Origin of the sequence: Rahnella sp. 2050 (genome assembly GCF_040544515.1) — a bacterium.
GTDB classification, from domain to species: Bacteria; Pseudomonadota; Gammaproteobacteria; order Enterobacterales; family Enterobacteriaceae; genus Rahnella; species Rahnella aceris.
Genome location: NZ_JBEPKE010000001.1, coordinates 823,889 through 844,272, shown reverse-complemented (window position 1 = coordinate 844,272; position 20,384 = coordinate 823,889). Strand labels below are relative to the sequence as shown.

The 20,384-nt window shown below is 51.9% G+C and carries 17 protein-coding genes; 9 read left to right on the top strand and 8 right to left on the bottom strand.

The annotated features are described in order from the left end of the window. Nucleotides 1-170: 170 nt before the first annotated feature. From ABIC79_RS03780 to ABIC79_RS03765, 4 genes are all read right to left on the bottom strand, one after another. Nucleotides 171-869: an RluA family pseudouridine synthase gene (locus ABIC79_RS03780; protein WP_119261449.1), complete on the bottom strand. Its 699-nt coding sequence runs from the start codon at nucleotides 867-869 to the stop codon at nucleotides 171-173. Between the two features lie 150 nt (nucleotides 870-1,019). Continuing rightward, a complete protein-coding gene (locus tag ABIC79_RS03775) occupies nucleotides 1,020-1,928 on the bottom strand; it encodes a LysR family transcriptional regulator (protein WP_354566580.1) in 909 nt (302 codons plus the stop codon). 133 nt (nucleotides 1,929-2,061) lie between these two features. Beyond that, nucleotides 2,062-2,835 carry an SDR family oxidoreductase gene (locus ABIC79_RS03770; RefSeq protein ID WP_217244266.1) on the bottom strand — a complete coding sequence of 258 codons (774 nt, stop codon included), beginning with the start codon at nucleotides 2,833-2,835 and terminating at the stop codon, nucleotides 2,062-2,064. A 191-nt stretch (nucleotides 2,836-3,026) separates the two neighbouring features. Further along, nucleotides 3,027-4,043, bottom strand: coding sequence for a LacI family DNA-binding transcriptional regulator (locus tag ABIC79_RS03765; protein WP_013574937.1), 1,017 nt, complete (start codon nucleotides 4,041-4,043; stop codon nucleotides 3,027-3,029). A 244-nt stretch (nucleotides 4,044-4,287) separates the two neighbouring features. On the opposite strand from ABIC79_RS03765, the gene ABIC79_RS03760 reads away from it, so the two are divergent. The 3 genes from ABIC79_RS03760 to ABIC79_RS03750 all read left to right on the top strand — a co-directional run bounded on the left by ABIC79_RS03760 (nucleotide 4,288) and on the right by ABIC79_RS03750 (nucleotide 8,457). Beyond that, the gene (locus tag ABIC79_RS03760; RefSeq protein WP_354566579.1) at nucleotides 4,288-5,529 is read left to right on the top strand and encodes an MFS transporter; all 1,242 of its coding nucleotides are present in this window, start codon (nucleotides 4,288-4,290) and stop codon (nucleotides 5,527-5,529) included. Nucleotides 5,530-5,547: 18 nt separating this feature from the next. Then, complete coding sequence (locus tag ABIC79_RS03755) at nucleotides 5,548-6,981, top strand: glycoside hydrolase family 32 protein (protein ID WP_314523098.1); 1,434 nt, start codon at nucleotides 5,548-5,550, stop codon at nucleotides 6,979-6,981. Between the two features lie 123 nt (nucleotides 6,982-7,104). Next, nucleotides 7,105-8,457 (top strand): carbohydrate porin, encoded by a 1,353-nt coding sequence (locus ABIC79_RS03750; RefSeq protein WP_354566578.1) that lies wholly within the window; start codon nucleotides 7,105-7,107, stop codon nucleotides 8,455-8,457. A 291-nt stretch (nucleotides 8,458-8,748) separates the two neighbouring features. On the opposite strand, the gene ABIC79_RS03745 is transcribed toward ABIC79_RS03750, so the two are convergent. After that, nucleotides 8,749-9,534, bottom strand: a complete 786-nt coding sequence (locus ABIC79_RS03745; protein WP_112151765.1) for a MipA/OmpV family protein — start codon at nucleotides 9,532-9,534, stop codon at nucleotides 8,749-8,751. Between the two features lie 140 nt (nucleotides 9,535-9,674). Between ABIC79_RS03745 and ABIC79_RS03740 the strand changes: the two genes are divergently transcribed. The 4 genes from ABIC79_RS03740 to ABIC79_RS03725 all read left to right on the top strand — a co-directional run bounded on the left by ABIC79_RS03740 (nucleotide 9,675) and on the right by ABIC79_RS03725 (nucleotide 14,979). Continuing rightward, a complete protein-coding gene (locus ABIC79_RS03740) occupies nucleotides 9,675-9,839 on the top strand; it encodes a hypothetical protein (RefSeq protein WP_013574943.1) in 165 nt (54 codons plus the stop codon). 26 nt (nucleotides 9,840-9,865) lie between these two features. After that, nucleotides 9,866-11,008, top strand: coding sequence for an efflux RND transporter periplasmic adaptor subunit (locus ABIC79_RS03735; protein ID WP_250980725.1), 1,143 nt, complete (start codon nucleotides 9,866-9,868; stop codon nucleotides 11,006-11,008). Beyond that, nucleotides 11,005-14,079 (top strand): efflux RND transporter permease subunit, encoded by a 3,075-nt coding sequence (locus tag ABIC79_RS03730; protein ID WP_354566577.1) that lies wholly within the window; start codon nucleotides 11,005-11,007, stop codon nucleotides 14,077-14,079. The genes ABIC79_RS03735 and ABIC79_RS03730 overlap by 4 nt, the downstream gene beginning before the upstream one ends. A gap of 111 nt (nucleotides 14,080-14,190) precedes the next feature. Continuing rightward, a complete protein-coding gene (locus ABIC79_RS03725; protein ID WP_166860110.1) occupies nucleotides 14,191-14,979 on the top strand; it encodes an alpha/beta fold hydrolase in 789 nt (262 codons plus the stop codon). A 94-nt stretch (nucleotides 14,980-15,073) separates the two neighbouring features. Here ABIC79_RS03725 and sacB read toward each other — a convergent pair whose 3' ends face one another. Both sacB and ABIC79_RS03715 read right to left on the bottom strand, forming a co-directional pair. Beyond that, the gene (gene sacB / locus ABIC79_RS03720; protein WP_153375041.1) at nucleotides 15,074-16,321 is read right to left on the bottom strand and encodes a levansucrase; all 1,248 of its coding nucleotides are present in this window, start codon (nucleotides 16,319-16,321) and stop codon (nucleotides 15,074-15,076) included. Nucleotides 16,322-16,620: 299 nt separating this feature from the next. Next, entirely contained in the window at nucleotides 16,621-17,883 is a 1,263-nt protein-coding gene (locus tag ABIC79_RS03715) for a multidrug effflux MFS transporter (RefSeq protein WP_166860114.1), read from the bottom strand. Nucleotides 17,884-17,919: 36 nt separating this feature from the next. Between ABIC79_RS03715 and ABIC79_RS03710 the strand changes: the two genes are divergently transcribed. Together ABIC79_RS03710 and ABIC79_RS03705 are read left to right on the top strand one after the other, a co-directional pair. Further along, the gene (locus ABIC79_RS03710) at nucleotides 17,920-18,792 is read left to right on the top strand and encodes a LysR family transcriptional regulator (protein WP_037035909.1); all 873 of its coding nucleotides are present in this window, start codon (nucleotides 17,920-17,922) and stop codon (nucleotides 18,790-18,792) included. 54 nt (nucleotides 18,793-18,846) lie between these two features. After that, complete coding sequence (locus ABIC79_RS03705; protein ID WP_112151772.1) at nucleotides 18,847-19,359, top strand: GNAT family N-acetyltransferase; 513 nt, start codon at nucleotides 18,847-18,849, stop codon at nucleotides 19,357-19,359. A gap of 86 nt (nucleotides 19,360-19,445) precedes the next feature. Here ABIC79_RS03705 and ABIC79_RS03700 read toward each other — a convergent pair whose 3' ends face one another. Continuing rightward, entirely contained in the window at nucleotides 19,446-20,336 is an 891-nt protein-coding gene (locus ABIC79_RS03700; RefSeq protein ID WP_112197735.1) for a LysR family transcriptional regulator, read from the bottom strand. Nucleotides 20,337-20,384 lie beyond the last annotated feature (48 nt).

Genomic DNA, 20,384 nt, shown 5'->3' with positions numbered 1-20,384 from the left:
TTTCGTTATTAAAATCGGTTAAAGGCCGTTTACCTGGCTGGAACGCAGCAAAATAAAAACCGCTACTGAGACTACAGCGTCAAACGTCAGGTTAAAAACGCTTTTGCAAAGCGGGAGGGCAATTTAATGCAGGGAATGTGCCGGGCGGGGTGTTAAAAAGGATTTCGCTTTCAGAACGGGCTGGCATGGCGGGCTTCGATCCGTTCTCCGCTGACGGGATGAACAAAATGCAGTTCACTGGCGTGCAGCATCAGTCGCGGAGTCTGTTCCGTGCCCGGCAGCAGGCGTCCGCCATACAAATCACAGCCCAAAATCGGGTGGCCCAGATACTGACAGTGAATGCGAAGCTGATGAGTGCGCCCGGTTTGCGGAGTCAGCAGTACCCGCGTCAGTGGCAGTAATTCGCCGTTTTCCTGCTCACGATAAAAGCGCTCAACCACCTGATAGCCGGAGCGGGCGGGCTTGCCGTGGACGGCGCAAATTGACATCAGGGGAAACAGTGCAGGGTCTTTGGCGATCGGCGCGTCTGTCACTCCCTCGTTATGTTGCAGATGCCCGCAAAGCAATGCGCTGTACACTTTGGTCACCGTGCGCTGGCTGAATTGATGGCAGAGGGCGGCATTGATAGCCTTATTACGCGCAATCACCATCAGCCCGGACGTGCCGAAATCCAGACGGTGAACCAGCGTACAGCCGGGAAATATCTTTACCAGCCGGTGATGTACGGAATCCAGATTTTGCGGATTTTTCCCCGAGAGGCTGAGCAGTCCGGTGGGTTTATTGATAAGCACCAGATGCTCGTCCTGATACAGCGTCTCGATCTGGCCATGGCACGGCGGGGCAATAAAAGTATCGATAATCGCAGACATCAGGATACCCGGATGAAGAGTGGGAGCGGATGATAACGAATTTTAAACCGGCTGGCGAATCGGTAAGGTTCGCCTGAGTAAGACAGGTCGCTGATGTTGTCGGTGCGGCTAATTTTAGTCTGCAATTCTCTGGTCAATAAACGAGATAATTCAAGTATCCAGATGGGGTTGCATCAGTTTCTCAAACCATGCATGAAAAACAGCCAGTCTCCGGGATCGCTGGCGGCGATGCGGATAGATCAGTGATACCGGCATAGACGCTGCCCGGTAATCTGGCAGGACCTCAATCAGTTCCCCTGAATCCAGAAGATGCTGAACATCGAAGCGGGGGATTTGGATCAGCCCAAGGCCTGCAAGGCAGCAGGCGATATAACTTTCTGCATTGTTAACCCCAACCTGGTGGGGGACGCTGACACTGTGTATATGTCCGTCCTTTGACTGATACTGCCAGGGTAACTCTTTACCCGTTCTTGATGAAATATAACCGATGGCCAGATGCTCCCCGACGAGATCGTCCGGCTGGGAGGGCAGGCCATGTTCGCTCAGATAAGCAGGGCTGGCGCAGTTGATCAGGGTTATGTGACCCAGGGAGCGTACGACTAAACTGCTGTCATGCAATACGCCCACACGGATAGCGCAATCCACGCCGTCCTGTACCAAATCGATAGCCCTGTCCGATGACCCCAGAACCAGCTGTAAATGGGGGTGGCACCGCAATAACTCTGGCAGGGCCGGGGCAATCAGGCGACGGGCAATGCGGCTGGGGACATCGATGGTCAGCTTCCCTGAGGCCTGGCGCTGGCTGAGCTGAAATGACTGGTCGATATCCTCTACTTCTGCCAGTAAAGGGCGCACCCGTTCGAGCAATTGCTCGCCGTCGGTAGTCAGCCGCACTGTGCGGGTGGTGCGGTGCAACAGCCTCACGCCCAGTTGCGATTCTAATTGCTGGATGGCGGCAGAAACGGAGGCTCGCGGCACAGAGAGTGCGCTGGCGGCCCGAACAAAGCTTCCCATTTCTGCGACCTGCGCGAATACGCGATATTGGTTGAACCTGTCCATCTTTAATATCTCGTTGTTATACCTGACAAAGGAAATTCGCTATTGCTCTTTGTCTGCGGCAGGGACGGGGATATTCCAGGGCCTTCAGCATATCACCCATCCTTTTTACAGTCCGATATTCAGATGTCATCGGTTATTTGGTGGTATAGCCGCCGTTGATCAGAATAGTCTGGCCGGTGATCCACCAGCCATCGCTCACCAGATGGCGAATGAAAGGCACCACGTCTTCAATATCGGTCAGGCCTGTTTTGCTGAAAGGAGAGAGTGCTGCTGCAGTTTTATGATATGCCACCGCGTCAGCGCCTTCAGCAGGATAAAAGAAAGGGGTATCCATCGGACCTGGTCCTACCGCCGTGACCGAAATACCGCGCGCGCCAAACTCTTTGGACGCTGCCCGTGTGTAATGCTCCACCGGGGCTTTCGTGCCTGCATACGCGGCGTAAAACGGGGTAAAGGCACCCAGAAGTGAGGTGACTACCGTGCAGATTTTACCGTTGTCGTTGAGATTTTTACCGGCTTCTTTGAGGAAAAAGAAAGCCGTTTTCGAGTTAACGGATGTCATCTCGTCGTATTCAGTTTCGCTTATTTCCGCCATGGGTTTTTTGAGGACTTTGCCCACGGTGTTGATAGCGATATCCGGCTTGCCAACGGCGGCGATGGTGTCAGCAAAGAGTTTTTCGACGGCTGCAGCAGTCGTCAAATCCGCCTGCAATGCCACCGCCCTGGTTCCGGCGGCTTCGATGGCGGCCAGCGTTTCATCAGCATCTGCTTTTGAGGAGGCGCTGTTGTAATGAATGGCGATGGCTTTCGCCCCCTGAGCGGCTAAATCGCGGGCGATCAAACCGCCGAGATTTTTAGCACCGCCTGCGATGATCACAACTTTGCCTTTAACAGAATGGTCTGCCATGGTGTGCTCCTTAGGTATTTGTCAGAAAGTTGAGTCTAGACATTAATCCCGTGAAAATAAGCACTCCAACGCTGAATAGACAATCCAGAAAATCAGTCTAATTCACTACCCGATAAGGTTCCTGAACGCTTTCTGCGGACAATTCTCAGGCCCGTTATATTTTCCATTCTTTTAAAAGCGGCTGATCATATTCATCTGCTTTTACTGTGGTTTTTTACTGATTCACGAAGGAGTAACGGACTTTCAACGGCCACAGTATTCTTATGGCACTCACCGTTAATAATATGAAGCGCACTAAGGCGTCCTATCTCGTAATGGGGTAATTGCACGGTCGAGAGGGGGGGTAAGAATAGATCGCCAATACCCACCATATTATCGTAGCCAAGCACCGCGACATCATCAGGGATCCTTAAGCCCTGTGACAGCAGCGTCTGATAGACCATAAATGCAATACGATCGTTTCCACACACCACTGAATCGAATTGAGGTTTGCCCTGGTTTATATGGGCCAAAAGCATGTCGGGAATATCGTGATAATGCTCATCGCCATATTCCATGTAATGGTGGTCGAGCGTATCAGGAGCTATACCGGCTTGCGTGCATGCCTGCTCCAGCCCTTTGCGGCGTCTGACAGTCGCAAGATGGTTGGCAGGCAAATGTAAGCAGAGCGGGCGACGATAGCCTGCAGATAAAAGTGCCCGCACCGCAACATACTGTCCATGTTCATCATCGGGAATATAACTCGCTACCTGCTGATGCAGGCTTTCACAGTTGGCCAGCACACAGGGGAGGTTTAACAACTTTCCGGGCAGCGGTACCTGCCGCAATCCCATGGTGGTATAGATAATGCCATCCGGGCGATGTGAGAGAAGCAGATCAACGATTTTTTCCGGGCTGTCATCGGAAAACATGTTAACCACAAAGCTGTTCCAGCCATGCGCACGTGCGGTTTCTTCGATGGAGAGTGTGATTTCCACTGAAAAGGGGGTGGTCACAGTATCAAGTGCCAGCACACCGATGGTTTTTGCAATCGCGTGAGCGCCACGTATTTTTTTTGCCGATAAATCGGGCACGTAATTAGTGGCGTCGATAGCGGACTGTACGCGAGCCAGGGTCTCCGGCTTCAGGCGTTCCGGGGAGTTTAATGCCCTGGAAACCGTCATCAGCGACACGTTTGCCAGTTTTGCCACATCTTTCAGGGATGCCATTCTTCTCGCTCCAAACTTGTCACTACGCGACAGGCTATAAAACTAACTTGCTGATGTAAAAGGATCATACGTGATTTTGGACTGCGTGTGTCGTTTGCTGTAAACCCGAAAAGTTGATCATGATCTCACACTGATAATGTTAACGTTAACTTTTGTGATTAACATCTAGAATCGCCGTAAAACGGCATGCGTTTTATTTTATGTTAACGTTATCATTTGCGCTCCACCTCAGCATGAGATTGCCATGATGAAAACCCGTCATTCTCACAGTTATCTGATACTCAGCGCTTTATTGTTCTTTTTCTTTGTGACCTGGTCCTCTACAGGGTCGTTGCTCTCGATCTGGCTACATCAGGAAGTGGGTCTGAAAGCAGGGGACACCGGGATCATTTTTTCCGTGATGTCGCTTTCCACGCTGTTTGTGCAAATTTGTTATGGTTTTATTCAGGATAAACTCGGTCTGCGTAAGAACCTGCTCTGGTTTATCACGGCATTGTTGATCTTTTCCGGTCCGGCCTATCTGCTGTTTGGACATCTTCTGAAAATTAATGTCTTTCTGGGCAGTTTTTTTGGCGGGATCTATATCGGCCTGACCTTCAATGGCGGTATCGGTGTACTTGAATCCTACACCGAGCGTGTTGCCCGCCAGAGCCAGTTTGAATTCGGAAAAGCAAGAATGTGGGGATCGCTGGGTTGGGCTGTCGCCACGTTTTTTGCCGGGTTACTGTTTAATATCAACCCGAAACTGAACTTCGCGGTCGCCAGTTGTTCTGGTCTGATCTTCTTTATGCTTTTGATGCGGTTACGCGTCTCGTCGGCACCGCACGCGATGCAGGAAGCCGTGTCAGGCGGCAAAGTCACCCTTGAGGACGCATTACGCCTGCTGACCCTGCCGCGCTTCTGGGCTCTGGTATTCTTTGTGGTCGGCACCTGTATTTACGGCGTCTACGATCAGCAGTTCCCGGTCTATTTTTCCTCACAGTTCCCGACGCAACATGAAGGGAATGCCATGTACGGTTATCTTAATTCGTTTCAGGTGTTCCTGGAGGCCGCAGGCATGTTCTGTGCGCCGTGGCTGGTCAATCGTATCGGTGCCAAAAATGGTCTGATTTTCGCCGGAATAGTGATGGCGATGCGCATGGTCGCTTCCGGTTTAGTGGAAGGCCCGCTGCTTATCTCCATTACTAAGCTGCTGCATGCCGTCGAACTCCCGGTACTGTTAATCGCTATCTTCAAATACAACAGTCTTAACTTCGATAAACGACTCTCATCCACGCTCTATCTGGTGGGCTTTGCCTGTACGAGCTCAGTGATAGCCACCGTGTTGTCCCCCCTCGCCGGCTACAGCTACGAAAAATATGGATTTGCCCAGTCCTACCTGGTTATGGGGCTGATGGTGTTCTGTATCACCTTTATTTCTATTTTCTTGTTGCGCTCAGGTAAGCCTTCTAGGGATCCACAGATACCGCAACTTTCTACTATCTGATTGAAAAGAGAGAAAACGATGACGTATACAATTGCTCATGCTGAACAGGAACTTCAGGCTAAGCACGGGAGGGTAAATCTGCGCTGGTACCCGCGCTATCACCTGGCCGCGAGGGCTGGCTGGATTAACGATCCTAATGGCCTGATCTGGTTTGAGGGTTGGTATCACGCTTTTTATCAGCATCATCCGTATTCCACCCAGTGGGGACCGATGCACTGGGGACATGCGCGGAGCAAAGATTTGCTTCACTGGGAGCACTTGCCCGTTGCACTGGCCCCGGAAGGACCGGAAGACAAAGACGGCTGTTTTTCGGGTTCGGCGGTGGTGGATGGCGATACCCTGGCGCTGATTTACACCGGGCATAAATTTCACGGCGACGCCGGTAATGACGAAAACCTTTATCAGGTGCAGTGCCTGGCAACCAGTGGCGATGGTATTCACTTTAAACGTGAGGGGATCATTATCGATACCCCGGCGGACTTGCATCATTTCCGCGACCCTAAGGTCTGGCGCGAAGGGGATAGCTGGTACATGGTCGTCGGTGCGCGCGTTGGCGATACCGGGCAAATACGGTTGTATCGTTCAGCCGACCTGCGTCAGTGGCAGGATGAAGGGATCCTGGATGAGGCAGAAGCCGGTATGGGCTTTATGTGGGAGTGCCCTGATTTCTTTACCCTTAATGGTAAACGCGTCCTGATGTTTTCTCCGCAGGGGATAGCCGCGCAGGGTTTTGAGAACCGTAATCTGTTCCAGAGCGGTTATCTGGTGGGGGACTGGCAGCCCGGCGAGCCGTTTGTTCGTACAGGAGAATTTATTGAAATGGATCACGGGCACGACTTCTATGCCCCGCAGAGTTTCCTGACGCCGGATGGCCGCCGCATCGTGATTGGCTGGCTGGCTATGTGGGAGTCGCCGATGCCGGAGCAACAGGACGGCTGGGCCGGGATGCTGTCTCTGCCGCGTGAGCTGAGTCTTGATGAGAACAATCGTCTGCAGATGCGTCCCGCGAAAGAGGTGGAAGCCCTGCGTCAGGCCTGGTTCCCGTGGCCTGTCAGTACCTTGAAAAATCAGCAGATCCTGATGGCGGAAAAAGGGGAGTCGATGGAAGTTGCGCTTCACTGGGATGGCGCACGCAGTGATGCGGAGCAGTATGGACTTAGTCTGGGGGACGGTTTGCGTGTCTATGTTGATACCCAGATGCAGCGTCTGGTGCTGGAACGCCGCTATCCGCAGTACGGATTATGTGGCACGCGCAGCGTACCGTTAGTGCCCGGCGCTCCTCTGGCTTTACGTGTGTTTATCGACAGCTCATCCGTCGAGGTATTTGTTAATGACGGCCAGGCCTGCCTCAGTAGCCGGATATATCCTGATGCCGGTCGCCGCGAATTAAATTTATTTGCCTGGCATGGAACGGCAACATTATCCGATGCCGGAGCCTGGCAGCTGGAATAAATTCTGTTCAGCGTCGCGAATAACCCGTCTTTGATGATGGGCGGGTTATTACTGCGTTTATCTTCGGGCTGTATTTATACAAAAAATGACACACTAATATAAATAATAAGAAGGTCTTTTCCGATGAATAAAATCTGGGTCGGATGTATGTTGACGTCTGTATGTACCTCAGTAGCCAATGCACAGGATACGCTTTCCCTCGAACAACGGCTGGAACAAATGGAGCAGCGGCTGAAAGTCACCGAGCAACGCGCTGCGGGTGCGGAGGCAGAAATTCGCGCACTCAGGCAGGAGAAGCAATTATCCTCCGTGGTAAACAATACACCCGCAGTTCCCTCGACTCCCGCTATTCAGCTCAGCGGGAATAGTAATATTAAATTTTACGGGGACGTTGAATTTAATATGGACGGTGCCAGCCGCACGGGTAGCCTGACGTCGGTAAAAACCAGTACAAATAAAAACTGGGCGCCCGGAGATAAAGAACGCTGGGATATGAATGGTCGTATTCTTCTGGGGTTTGATGGTCTGCGAAACGGGGTTAATGGAAAATATGCCGGATTCACTGTTCAGCCACTGGCTGATATAAACGGAAAAATGAATCTCGACGATGCGGCATTTTTCTTTGGTCAGCAGGATGACTGGAAAATTAAAATAGGTCGCTTCGAGGCCTGGGATATGTTCCCGCTGAATCAGGATACGTTCATTGAGTATTCCGGTAATACCGCCAACGATCTCTACAGTGACGGTTACGGTTATATCTACATGATGAAAGAGGGGCGCGGGCGCAGCAGCAGCGGCGGCAATTTCCTGCTCAGTAAGACACTCGATAACTGGTATTTCGAATTCAACACGCTTATAGAGGATGGCAGTTCGCTATTTGTCGACAATAACTATCACGGCAATGCGTTAGATAACCGTAAAAATGTGGTTTATGCCCGCCCGGTCGTGGCCTGGCAATCCGGCGCGTGGTCGGTTGCCGCCGCTGTCGAAAGCAACCTGGTGAACAATGCCTATGGATATCAGGATACTCAGGGTGTTTGGGTAGACCAGTCGGGCCGGACCGGTTACGGCATGACGATGAGCTGGAACACGCTTAAAACCGATGCAGAAAACGGTGCGGTTGTTAACCTGAGTACGGCTTATCTCGACGCCGCTGACGAAAAAGATTTCAGCGCAGGCATAAATGCCTTATGGCACCGCGTGGAACTGGGTTACATCTATGCGCACAACAATATCGACAAGTTCAATATGGCCGGGGTAGCCAGTGACTGTGACAGCGACTGCGCGATTCTGGCACCGGGAAAATATGACATCCACACCATCCATTCCTCATGGCACCTGCCTGATATCATGGATATGCCTGACTTCAATATTTATCTCGGGGCTTATGCCTCCTGGCTGGAATCGCCGTCGGTAAAAACCGGTAATACGGATGACCGTTATGGCGCACGCGTGCGTTTTAAATATCTTTTCTAAACAGCACCAGCCCGGGAATGTGCGCTGATTTTTCTGTGATCACACATATATTTTTTCAGTTTAAGAGGACATCCAGAATATGCCGGAAATGACCGCCGAATTGCGGAGGGGATAACGTCAAAAAGACGCAATAGTATGAGAAAATATAAAACAAAATAATTGAAACCAGCGTTGCGATATCTCCTTTCATGTGTTCTGCCTTTATTATCAGAAAGGTTGTGACTTTGTGTTTTTAGGCCTATGAAAAAGTCGCCGTTCGGGACGACTTTTCATAGGTTCATGTTCATTGCATCAGAAGGTATAAAGCACACCCAAATTGTAAGTCGTGCCGCCGCGCTTAACGACAATCGGGCTGTTACCGGCTTTGTCGTCCAGCCAGGTGTAATCGGCACTGATAACGCCCCCCCAGTGGGACGTGAACTGATGGCTCCAGGTCAGGCTGCTGTCCACGCCATAGAAACCCCCGGCCGACTGATAAGGCGCGAAGTCAGTGCGGTCGCTTTGTTCGCGGCTCACACCATAAAAGGTATTCATATAGCGCCGGTCGCCAAAGAGCGCTGCCGACTGAAGTGCAACAGTGTCAGTGTCGTTTTGCAGCGGCAGTACCGTGACGGAAGTCTGATAATGCACACCTTGCCCGTCCGTCAGTGGCAGGGTGGCTTTGCCTTCAAAAGACAACCACGGCGTTGCAGACCAGCCCACCGCGAGCGCGGTATTCATGGTCGCATCGATATTCCCCATGCCTTTGAGCTTATTCGAGCCATCCCGCCAGGTGGAATTTTTGTCTGTCCGCCCGAGGCTGTATCCCAGCGTATGTTCCAGATACAGGCCGTTATCCGCCTGCAGGTCATAACCCACGCCTTTGAGCGAATCGAAGAAAAAGGCGCCATCGCGCGCCTGAATGACCGGCCCGACCAGCCAGTGGCGCTGATCGGAACCGCTGTAGCGCGGCGCGCTTTGTGCGCCCATGCCGACGGTAAACGTCGGCGCAGACGGCGTGTTGTCGGCCATTGCCTGCAGCACTGTGGCGGACAGGCTGAAACAGGTCATCTGCAGCATTAGTTTTCTGGATGTCATTGTGATTCCTCATCACCTAAACGTTGGTTCGTAGCGGATTGCAGCCGCGTCTGAAACCCGAAGTATGAAGAGGCAGTGTCAATAAACTGTCGGGGAATTATGAAGAAACCGTCAAGACGACCTGTATGGAGACCAGGCAGATGCTGATTATTGAAGACGATGATGCGGTGGACGTGGCCGATGTTGATTTACATGCTGCACGTCCGCTGTCACTGCGCCGGTCAGCCATCTTGCAAAAAAGTGCGCATCTTGACGGTTTCTTGATGAAATATTACGGGAATCTGGACAGTGATTGGATTGAATAGCGACATCTCAATTCAGGAAGACTGTCATGGCTGTTACCTTCACCGATTATGCGCGTCACGCCGTTCGCCATTTATCCGCCACCGGTCGGATGCTTCCCTTCATTCCCGCCGCCTGTCTGATCATCGTTGCTATTGTGCTGACAGGTTGTGGTGACAAAGCCCATAAACAAGCGCCCTCTGTCAGGCCGGTGCGCACCATTTCCGCACCGCCTCCTGTTGCTTTGAGTTCCCTGATTCAAACGGGTGAAATACGCGCCCATGAAGAGGTGACGCTCGGGTTCCGGCTGGACGGGCGCATTCTGACGCGGCAGGCTGAGGTGGGGGATCGTGTGATCGCCGGTCAGGTTCTCGCCACGCAAGAAAGCGAGACCAGCCGCAACCAGTTCAGCAGTGCGCAGGCTGATCTGAACAGTGCCCGCGCGGCAGAGCAGGTTGCGGCGCTCAGTCTCAGGCGTATGCAGTTACTGATGCCTTCCGGGGCTATCGCACGCTCGCAGCTTGATAGTGCGCAAGCTGACTGGCAGGCTGCCCGCGCGAAGCGTCAGAGCAGTGAAGATGCGCTCAAAAATGCGCAGGAAAACGTGTCCTGGACAAAACTCACGGCTCCGGCTGACGGCGTGATTACCCAGGTCAGCGCGTCGGCAGGACAAGTGGTCAGTGCCGGACAGTCTGTGATCACCCTGGCCAGTGGCAGCCTGCGTGATGCCGTATTTGATGTGGCCGATCCCCAGTCTGTTCCTCAGCAAGCTGACAGCCTGTTTACTATATCGTTACTTTCGGCCCCTTCCGTGGTTGCGCAGGGGCATTTCCGCGACGTCAGCCCGCAGGCCGACCCGCAAACCCGCACCTGGCGCCTCCGCATCACCCTCGATAACCCGCCACCGGCCATGGCACTCGGTGCCAGTGTTCAACTGACACTTAACGCGTCAGGTCCGCGTCTGACAGCACTGCCTGCTTCTGCGCTGACCCGATCCGGTGATAAACCGGCGGTTTTTGTTGTTGATGAGAAAACGCTGACGCTGCATTTACGGCCCGTGGTTATCGGGCGTTACAGTACCTCTGAAATATTCCTGTCTGCCGGTGTACACCCTGGCGAAAGGGTGGTCATTGCCGGTGTGAGTAAACTTCGTGAAGGTGAAAAAGTCATGCCAGGGGAGGACAGCGAATGAAACCGTCTTCCCCGGTCGGGGCCTTCAACCTTTCAGCCTGGGCGCTGAATCATCAGTCACTGATTGCCTTTTTTATGCTGCTGTTAATGGCGGCGGGTGTCATCAGCTATGAGCAACTCCCCCGTAATGAAGATCCGGCGTTTACCATTAAAACTGCCGTGGTGTCTGCGAGCTGGCCGGGGGCAAGCGTGGAGGATACGGTTAATCTGGTCACCGATACGCTGGAGAAAAAACTGCAGGAAACGCCTTATCTTGATTTTGTGCAAAGTGAAACGCGTGCCGGGCAATCGGTTATTTTTGTGAATCTTCGCGATAACACGCCACCTGCAGAGGTTGCGGGTATCTGGTATCAGGTGCGCAAAAAGATGCAGGATATCGCGCCGTCACTGCCAGCAGGTGTGCAGGGTCCCTCGGTGGATGACGAATTTGATGACACCTTTGGCACCATTTATGGCTTTACTGCGGAAGGTTTCACGCCGCGTGAGCTTCGTGACAAGGTCGATGATATCAGCCGCAGTCTGATGTCGCTGCCGGATATGGGAAAAGCCAGCCTGCTGGGCGTGCAGGAGGAGAATATTGTTCTCGCATTTTCACCGGCACAACTGGCGGGAATGGGGCTGGATCTCCGGCAAATCACCGATGCACTGAAGGCTCAAAATGCGGTAGAACCTTCGGGGGTCTTGCGAAGCGATCGTGAAAACATTGCCTTGCGTGTGAGCGGCGCACTGACGTCGGAGCAAAGCTTGCGCGCTGTGACGCTGCATATTGCCGGGCGCTACATTCCGCTGACGGATATCGCGACCATTAGCCGCCAGGATGCCGAGCCCCCGTCACCGGCATTCCGGGTCAACGGTCAGCCCGCTATCGGTCTCGCCATTTCCATGGCTTCTACAGGAAACATGCTTTCTTTTGGCAAGGCGCTGAGTGACCGGATGGCTATGATTAGCGCACAGCTCCCGCACGGCATTGAAATGGTTAAAGTCGCGGATCAGTCGGCCGTAGTATCGCAGGCGGTAAGCGGCTTTATCCGTGTATTGATTGAGGCTGTGGTTATTGTGCTGGCGGTGTCCTTCGTCTCATTAGGCACCCGTGCCGGGCTGGTGGTGGCTGCGGCGATCCCCATCGTGCTGGCGATGACGTTTATTGGCATGATGCTTGCCGGCATCGGGTTACAACGTATTTCGCTGGGGGCGTTAATCATCGCCCTGGGGCTGCTGGTGGATGATGCCATGATAACCGTCGAGGCGATGGTCTCCCGTATTGAGGCCGGTGATTCTAAATGGCGGGCGGCAACTTACGCATTTGAAACGACTGCTTTCCCGATGCTGACCGGCACACTGGTGATGATAGCGGGCTTTATTCCGGTAGGCTTTGCTGCCTCAAGTGCGGGAGAGTATTGCTATTCTCTCTTCGCCGTGGTGCTGATTGCGCTTTTATGTTCCTGGGTAGTGGCCATTCTGTTTTCACCGCTGATCGGAACCTGGCTGTTACCTGAGAAACTGGCATCACACGCTGAAAAACAGGGCAGACTGATGCGTTTCTATCAGCGTCTGCTGAATCAGGTTTTGCAAAGACGCGTGGCGACTCTCAGTTTCGCCTGCCTTTTGTTAGGGCTTGCCGCTTATGCGACCACGTTTATGCAGGGCGAATTTTTCCCGGCGTCCGATCGCCCGGAACTGCTGGTCAGCCTTACGCTTCCCGGTAACGCTTCGCAAAGCGACACGGCACGCCGGGCGGAGAGGCTGGAGCACGCCCTGAAAGACAATCCGAACGTAGATCATTTTTCTACCTACGTGGGGTCAGGCGCGGTGCGGTTTTACCTGCCCATGGACGTGTTACTGGATGATGAGAACACGGCACAACTGGTTGTTGTCGCCAAAAGTCTGGAGGACAGGGATAAGTTACGTGCGCAACTGGACACTATTTTGGCCCGGGATTTCAGTGATATCACGACGCGCGTTTCGCCGCTGGAACTGGGGCCGCCGGTCGGCTGGCCGGTAAAATATCGCGTCAGCGGACCGGATTATGCGAAGGTCAGGCAGATTGCGCAGCACCTCGCCAGCGTTCTCGGAAACAGTCCCCGGACCCGCGAAGTTAATCTGACCGCCGGTGAACCTGAGCGGGCCATCACGTTACAGGTGAATCAGACCGCAGCAAGGGCGGCGGGTGTTTCTTCCGAAAGTCTCGCCACGTTGCTCAACACTGTCTGGTCTGGCAGCGTTGTCACCACCGTCAGGGATAAAAACCGGCTGATTGACGTTGTTCTGCGCGGGAATAAGCGCGAACGTCAGGATTTGACCACGCTGTCCGGGCTGATGATCACCACGGCAAGCGGGCAGAAAATCCCCCTGAGTCAGGTGGCGACGCCGGTCTGGGGAGTTGATGACCCGGTTATCTGGCGTCGGCAGCGCCTGCCGTTTATCACGGTACAGACGGATTTAGCTGCAGGTCTGCGGGCAGAGGCTGTTTCTCAACAACTCTCTCCTCTGGTCTCACGTATCAGGGCAAGCTTACCGCCGGAATATACGATAGAGGAGGGCGGTGTGGTGGACGAGTCGGACAAAGGCAACAGCTCGGTGTTCGCGGTGTTGCCGGTCACACTGTTTGTTATGCTGATCCTGCTGATGGTCCAGTTGCAGCGCTTCTCCCGCATGCTTCTCGCGTTGTTCATGGCGCCATTCGGACTGATTGGCGTTGTGCTGGCGATGTTGCCGACGGGTACGCCGATGGGATTTGTTGCGTTGCTCGGCATCATCGCATTAGCAGGCATGATTATCCGCAATGCGGTGATCCTCATCAGTGAAGTGGACAATAACGTCAGGGAGGGGCTTGACCGCGATGAAGCCATCAAAGCGGCGGCACAACACCGTTCCCGGCCCATATTGCTCACGGCGTGCGCTGCCATACTGGGAATGATCCCGATTGCTGAGCAGGTTTTCTGGGGGCCGATGGCCTATGCGATTATCGGCGGGCTGATCGTTGCCACTTTCGTCACGCTGACTGTTTTGCCTGCTGCGCTGAGTCTTATTATGCAGTTCGAAAATAATCGCGTTAATCAAAAGGTCAGTTAGCGATCTCTCGTGAGATAAGACATTAGTGCTATTTAAACAAGCAAATGCTTGTTTAATTGGTGAGGGATCGGATAGGTTAGTTATCCACTCACTTCACTACGGGGCGAAAACATGCCTATTTTGCATACAGAGCATGGCGATATCGATTATCAGGATATCGGTACGGGTGACACAACGCTGTTCCTTATGCCAGGCTGGTGCCAGCCAAAAACTGTCTTCAATGACTTCTCTGAACTGGCCGCTGCTTTTTTCCGTGTTGTCATTATTGACTGGCGTGGTCATGGAAAATCATCGACCGATGGCAAGGATTTTGACGGTGCGGCGTTATTAACAGACGCTTTGACACTCATTGACCATCTCGGTCTGACCCGCGTAGTACCGGTTTCCGTTGCACATGCCAGCTGGATAGCGGTTGATTTGGCCGAAAGTTTGAAAGAACGTGTGCCTGCGGTGATATTCCTTGACTGGATCATGAATCAGCCTGCAACGGCGTTTTTCACTTCAATCAACGAGATGCAGCATGAAGATCGCTGGCAGTCTGCACGGAACCAGCTGTACGAATTTTGGCTGGCAGGAAGCGAGTCACCCACCATGATCCATCATTTCAAAACCGAAATGTCTGAATCCAGCTACCCGTTGTGGCGACTTGCAGGGCAGGTGATCGCCGATGCCTATCAGACATACGGTTCGCCACTCCAGCGCCTTGAAAAACTCAAAAATCCACCGAAGGCTACCCATATCTATTCCCTCGACAGAAACGACGAATACCTTGCTTTACAACAGCGTTTCGCTATGGCGCATGATTTTTTTGAGGTGAAACGTTTGGAGAATGCCAGAACTCACCTGGCCGTGCTTGAAAGGCCGGGAGATGTATTGGCAGGGATTTTGGAATCAATATAAATCTTTAATCGTTCAGCCAGCGGGGGGCCTGTGCCGTTTTAATCCAGTTGCACTGCCTTTCCGCAAAGCGTATGCGGAAAGGCAGATCACCTCATTAATTTAAAATAATATTCTTCATCGGCGGGATATACCCATAATCAAACACGCGTTCTACAAATGAACGGTTTCCGGTCAGGACAATTTTTACGGTAGGAGCCTCTGTCCCGCCAATACGATAATTACCGTCGGTGGTCGGAACGTTATCAATAAAAGATGTCACCATGCCATTGGGCATTACGCAGTGCGAGTAAGTCTGGAAGGGCTGAGAAGGAGGATTACCTAATACCAAACCGGAGCCGTTCATCGGAGAATAAGGGCCGGTAAGGCGATCACTCAGGAAACCGTAAACACCATCAGGCCCCGTCAGACCCTCCGCATAGGTAAACTTATGACTGATCGTGAACAGGTAATATTTTCCATCCTGGAAGACAAAATGAGGGCGTTCGGTTTGATCATTGACGCCGACAGCGGTCACCAGAGGAGGGAGAATTTCCCATTCATCTCCTGAAAGATCTTTGGCGACGGCCATACCAATACAGCCCGCCTGGTATCTTGCATTGCCCACATCACGATGGTCCGGCGGAAGGGTACCCATTTCCTGTTTGCCAATGACGTGAGAACCCCGCTCACCCGCCACGTTACCTTCAAACACCATGTAGAGTTTACCGTCATGAGGATCGATAAACGGGCTTGGATCCCTGAAGTTCCAGTATGGATTCTGGCTTTCAGTCTGGTAATACACGCCGTCGGCTGAAAATAATGATTTAACCTCGTTGAAACCGGCCAGTGTTACGCCTTCTTCTGAGGTCAGCACTTTGCCTCTCACTTTTGCAATGGTCGCACCTGGCGTGACACAGGTATAATAAAGATCAATCTCGCCGTCTTCATTGAGCAAAATTGGCGTCCCTGCCCATTCGCGGGTCGTAGGGGAAACACCTTCTGCCATCACGCGGCCACCAAAAATCCAATCCTTACCCGTACGGGAATACCAGTAACAAATTTTGGCGCGTCCGTGGCGATTATTCCAGTCACTGGTAATATCATAATTTCCGTCTGCATCGAGATATTCTGAATTATTGTTATTACGCTGCGCTGTCAGCGTGAAAATAACGGACCATCCGTCGACAGAAACCACCGTGCCGTCTAATGACCTAAGCGGCATCGTATCCCAAATGAATACTTCATCACTCATAACCGGAAAATCGGCGCTAACAACAGGCTGTGTGGTGGTCGGGTCATTTTCGTTGACCTTCAGAGCATCAGCACGTGTCCAGATTGTCGGTTTATAATTTAAATTTGTCATGCAAATATCCTTTAATTAAATAGATGTTAATACTGTTTGACGTTTGAAGTCGTGAGAATATTGGCATGATCAAAAAAAGCATGCACTCAATGAGTGTTGTGCCATTATTTATACATTATTTATATAAAACTCCGGGATATGTATTTGCGGGAAGAAAATTGCATCGTTGATGACCTGTTATTTGTTAATCCTGAAAAAATTCGTTAATAGTGGAAATAATGCGCTATTTTGAACTTTGATTAATTACTCTTATTTCGAGCCAGAAATAAACATTACAACCTTCACAGCCGGTCAGAGGCTCAACGGGAGGATTGAATATGATGGCGCCGGATACGCTGTTTACGGCAGGCCACAAGTGCGGTGAGAGCCAGCAATAAAACTGAAGAGCCCAGTACTGGCTGGCTGAAACCAAACTCTGCACTTATGAAGTTGGCAAAAACAGCCGCGCTGCCTATCTGCATAAAACCAATCATTCCGGAGGCCGTGGCGGCATGACCATGCCCGCTGCTGATTGCCCCGGATATTGCCAGTGAAAGGCTGGAACCGTTTGCCAGACTGACCAGGCACATAGGAAGCAAAATAGATAAAATCCCTTTTTCTGCCGTAAACATTACTGTGGCATAAGCCAGACCACCCAGCACAAAACACATGATGCCGGCAGTAACAATGCGATCATATTGCCAGAAGTTTAAAAGCCGTTTCGTTAACACATTGGCACTGATAATACCTGCCGTTAAGGGAATATAGAGCCATCCTCGCGCCTCCTCACTCATCCCGAGCTGCGCAAATAAAAAAGGAGACTGAGTCAGATAAATAAACCATGCACTGTAGATGCAACAGACGATAAGCGTATAACGCCAGAACCCCGTATCGCCGCAAATAACGCTAAATCCTGAAAACGGCGAGGCCGTAGCAGAGATATTTTCAGGTCGCGTCTCGCGCATGAAAATGATCATCAGCATGGTAGCCATGCCGAAAATGGCGACGAAAATGAAATCCGTATGCCACCCAAATGTGGCGGCGAGATGTCCACCGATCATCGGTGCTATTGCAGGTGACAATGAGACCAGTGGATAGATGACCGAGTAGACCCTGGCAGAAATGGCTTTATTACAGGTATCCGCGATCAGCGTGCGACCAATGACGAGGCCAGCCGCTGCACCTGCCCCTTGCAGCAGGCGAAAGAGCAGAAAAGAAGAATAGCTCTCAGCAATTGCACATCCCAGCGATCCGCCAATGTAAATCGCAATGCCAGCGAGCAGTACGGGTTTTCGTCCAAAGCGATCTGCAAGCGGACCGTAAAAAAGCTGGCATATGGCCAGTGCCAGTAAATAGGCTGAAATGGTCTGAGATATCTGCGATGGATCCACTGCAAATTCGCGTGCCATATCTGGCATCGCCGGAAGATAAATATCGGACGCGATGAGACCGAACGCGCTCAGCATAGCAACGGTAATAATAAAAGAGAGTCGAGGCATAAAATTTCCGGTGTTGAAAAGGGTTATCAGCAGAAGAAGTGCGTAGCTTAACGTCTGTTTCATCCTGCTTAAATGCATTATCATGCAGGCAATACCTGCAAAAATGCAGCATGAGGAACGATGAACTGGGATGATGTCCGGATTTTCCTGGCGGTATACCGCGCAGGTACTTTACGCAGCGCGGCTGAGCAGCTTTCAGTTGATCAGACTACCGTAGGCCGCAGACTCAATACGCTTGAAAAATTATTGGGGAGTAAACTATTTTTAAAAAGCCGTCAGGGCTGGGTTCTGACCGCTGGCGGGCGAAAAATACTCTCGCTTGCAGAAGAGATTGAGCGCCTGACGGTCAGCTTTGAACGTCGCGGCTCCGGGGATGATGACCGGCTTGAAGGAGAAGTGCATGTGACTGCCACTGACTCGCTGGCCATTGATTTTGTTTTACCGGCAATCGAGCGCGTACAGCATAACTTTCCCAATATTCGGGTAAATCTGACCACCACCACACGCCTGCTGGATATCGGCCGACGCGAAGCGGATATAGCGGTACGCACCATTCGGCCAGAACAGCCGGATTTGATTACCCGTAAACTGGCCTCCAGGGAGGTGGGACTTTTTGCGACGCATAAGTATATCGACAGGTTTGGCATACCAGAACCCGGCAAAGGCTTTGACGGGCACCGTATCGCGCTTTACCAGTCAGGCATTACGCGCTCTCAGGATGGACTGCTGGCAGGAGAACCGAGACATAAAGGGCGCGTAGTGGCAGAGCTGGACTCCAGCATGATGTTAGCAACGTTTATTCGCGCAGGGCTGGCCCTGGGTGAGCTGCCAGATTATCTTGCGAAAATGTACCCGGAACTTATCCGCCTGTGGCCAGAAAGAACGCGTAAAAGCCCTTATGAGGTCTGGCTGGTTATGCATCAGGATCTGTCGCACACTGCAAGAGTCAGGGCAGTGATGAATACCCTTGCTGAAGAGTTCGACCGTTATTAAAGTAAGTTTGATATGTTAAGTCATTCCAATTTATTGCTGGTTTAAGGTTTCTGCATGAATATAAATACACGAATCGCCCACCCGGTAGATGCCAGCCTGTTGCGCAGCCTGGCTTTCAATATATATCCGGCGCACTTCAGACATATGTGGTTGTCTGAGCGCGAAATGAATACGTATCTGGAAAGTGAATTCTCTTTGTCCGCACTCAATGACGGACTAAGGGATCCAAAAGTTTGCTGGTTTCTGGCGCAAAACGATAAACCGGTTGGATTTGCCAAACTCACGTGGATCAATACGATTCCGGGAACGGCTATTTCTGGGGTATCGCTTGACCGGCTTTATCTTGCACCGGAAGCGACGGGTAAACACTTTGGAAAAGAAATATTTAAAGAAATCGTTACAGCTGCGCAAAAGCAAGATAAGAAATTTTTGTGGCTTTCGGTGAGAGAGAAAAACGATCGCGCTCGTAAATTCTATGAAGCTTCAGGCATGCGACACATAACTGATACTGACTTCAGAACGGAATCACAGATAAGTAAGTTGCACATCATGGGCATGGAAATTTAGACGCCATATGTCGGCCTGCCACTGGCTAACATAACAAGACCTGGTCATCTCTTCGCTCATCGTTGCCTGAAGGCCCGCGGGCTTTTCTATGCCTTGTGGCGTAAGGCATCAGCGACCAGTGAAAATGCGGGTGAGGGTTGCTTACGGCTGGGATAATACAGGTAATAGCCGGGAAATGGCTGGCACCACGGTTCAAGTACGCGTATCAGGCGCCCCTCCTCAATATGTGATTCAAACTCTTCTTCCGGCAGAAAAGCAATGCCAAGCCCGGCTAATGCCGCGTCCACCATGTGTGCTGACGTATTAAACGTCAGTTGCCCGGTAACCCGGACATTTACCGGGCCTTCTTCATTGTCGAACTCCCAGACGTAAAGTCCCCCTGACGTCGCTTGCCGCATATTAATGCAGTTGTGCTGGAGAAGGTCGTGTGGCGTCTGCGGCATCGCATGGGTAGCAAAATACTCAGGCGATGCAACCGCAGCCATTTGCAACTTCGGGCTAATCGGTATCGCTATCATATCCTTATCAATGGTGTCACCCAGACGGACACCCGCGTCAAACCTGTCGGCGACGATATTGCGAAAACCGTGGTTAGCATCAAACTCCAGTCTGATATCCGGATAGTGTTTCAGCAGAGGCGATAATTTGGGCAACAGTATGGTTTTCAGAACATGGGGGCCGCAGGTGATGCGAACAGTTCCTGCGGGTTTATCACGCATCTCAGTCAGCATGTCTAACTCGGCGAGTATGCCATCAACATGATCGCCTATGGTCAGTAGCAACCGTTCTCCGGCAGAGGTCGGCGATACGCTACGGGTTGTACGCGTCAGCAGGCGAATTTGCATATCCTCTTCAAGTGCCGAAATCGCCTGGCTCAGTGCGGATTGGGTGACGCCCAGCTTTGCAGCGGCGCGGGTGAAGCTGCTTTCACGGGCAACCGTAATAAAATAAAGAAGATCGTTCAGGTTGCGTTTCATAAAGTCCTTCCCGCCTTATTAATAAGTAATGCTTATAAGCCCATTCAG

Excerpts from the sequence above, each read along its gene's own strand:
- ABIC79_RS03745 (WP_112151765.1), bottom strand. The coding sequence starts at position 9,534 with ATGACATCCAGAAAACTAATGCTGCAGATGACCTGTTTCAGCCTGTCC.
- ABIC79_RS03770 (WP_217244266.1), bottom strand. The coding sequence starts at position 2,835 with ATGGCAGACCATTCTGTTAAAGGCAAAGTTGTGATCATCGCAGGCGGT.
- ABIC79_RS03765 (WP_013574937.1), bottom strand. The coding sequence starts at position 4,043 with ATGGCATCCCTGAAAGATGTGGCAAAACTGGCAAACGTGTCGCTGATG.
- ABIC79_RS03710 (WP_037035909.1), top strand. The coding sequence starts at position 17,920 with ATGAACTGGGATGATGTCCGGATTTTCCTGGCGGTATACCGCGCAGGT.
- ABIC79_RS03705 (WP_112151772.1), top strand. The coding sequence starts at position 18,847 with ATGAATATAAATACACGAATCGCCCACCCGGTAGATGCCAGCCTGTTG.
- ABIC79_RS03700 (WP_112197735.1), bottom strand. The coding sequence starts at position 20,336 with ATGAAACGCAACCTGAACGATCTTCTTTATTTTATTACGGTTGCCCGT.
- ABIC79_RS03775 (WP_354566580.1), bottom strand. The coding sequence starts at position 1,928 with ATGGACAGGTTCAACCAATATCGCGTATTCGCGCAGGTCGCAGAAATG.
- ABIC79_RS03760 (WP_354566579.1), top strand. The coding sequence starts at position 4,288 with ATGATGAAAACCCGTCATTCTCACAGTTATCTGATACTCAGCGCTTTA.
- ABIC79_RS03725 (WP_166860110.1), top strand. The coding sequence starts at position 14,191 with ATGCCTATTTTGCATACAGAGCATGGCGATATCGATTATCAGGATATC.
- ABIC79_RS03715 (WP_166860114.1), bottom strand. The coding sequence starts at position 17,883 with ATGATAATGCATTTAAGCAGGATGAAACAGACGTTAAGCTACGCACTT.
- ABIC79_RS03780 (WP_119261449.1), bottom strand. The coding sequence starts at position 869 with ATGTCTGCGATTATCGATACTTTTATTGCCCCGCCGTGCCATGGCCAG.
- ABIC79_RS03755 (WP_314523098.1), top strand. The coding sequence starts at position 5,548 with ATGACGTATACAATTGCTCATGCTGAACAGGAACTTCAGGCTAAGCAC.
- ABIC79_RS03740 (WP_013574943.1), top strand. The coding sequence starts at position 9,675 with ATGCTGATTATTGAAGACGATGATGCGGTGGACGTGGCCGATGTTGAT.
- ABIC79_RS03735 (WP_250980725.1), top strand. The coding sequence starts at position 9,866 with ATGGCTGTTACCTTCACCGATTATGCGCGTCACGCCGTTCGCCATTTA.
- ABIC79_RS03750 (WP_354566578.1), top strand. The coding sequence starts at position 7,105 with ATGAATAAAATCTGGGTCGGATGTATGTTGACGTCTGTATGTACCTCA.
- ABIC79_RS03730 (WP_354566577.1), top strand. The coding sequence starts at position 11,005 with ATGAAACCGTCTTCCCCGGTCGGGGCCTTCAACCTTTCAGCCTGGGCG.
- sacB (WP_153375041.1), bottom strand. The coding sequence starts at position 16,321 with ATGACAAATTTAAATTATAAACCGACAATCTGGACACGTGCTGATGCT.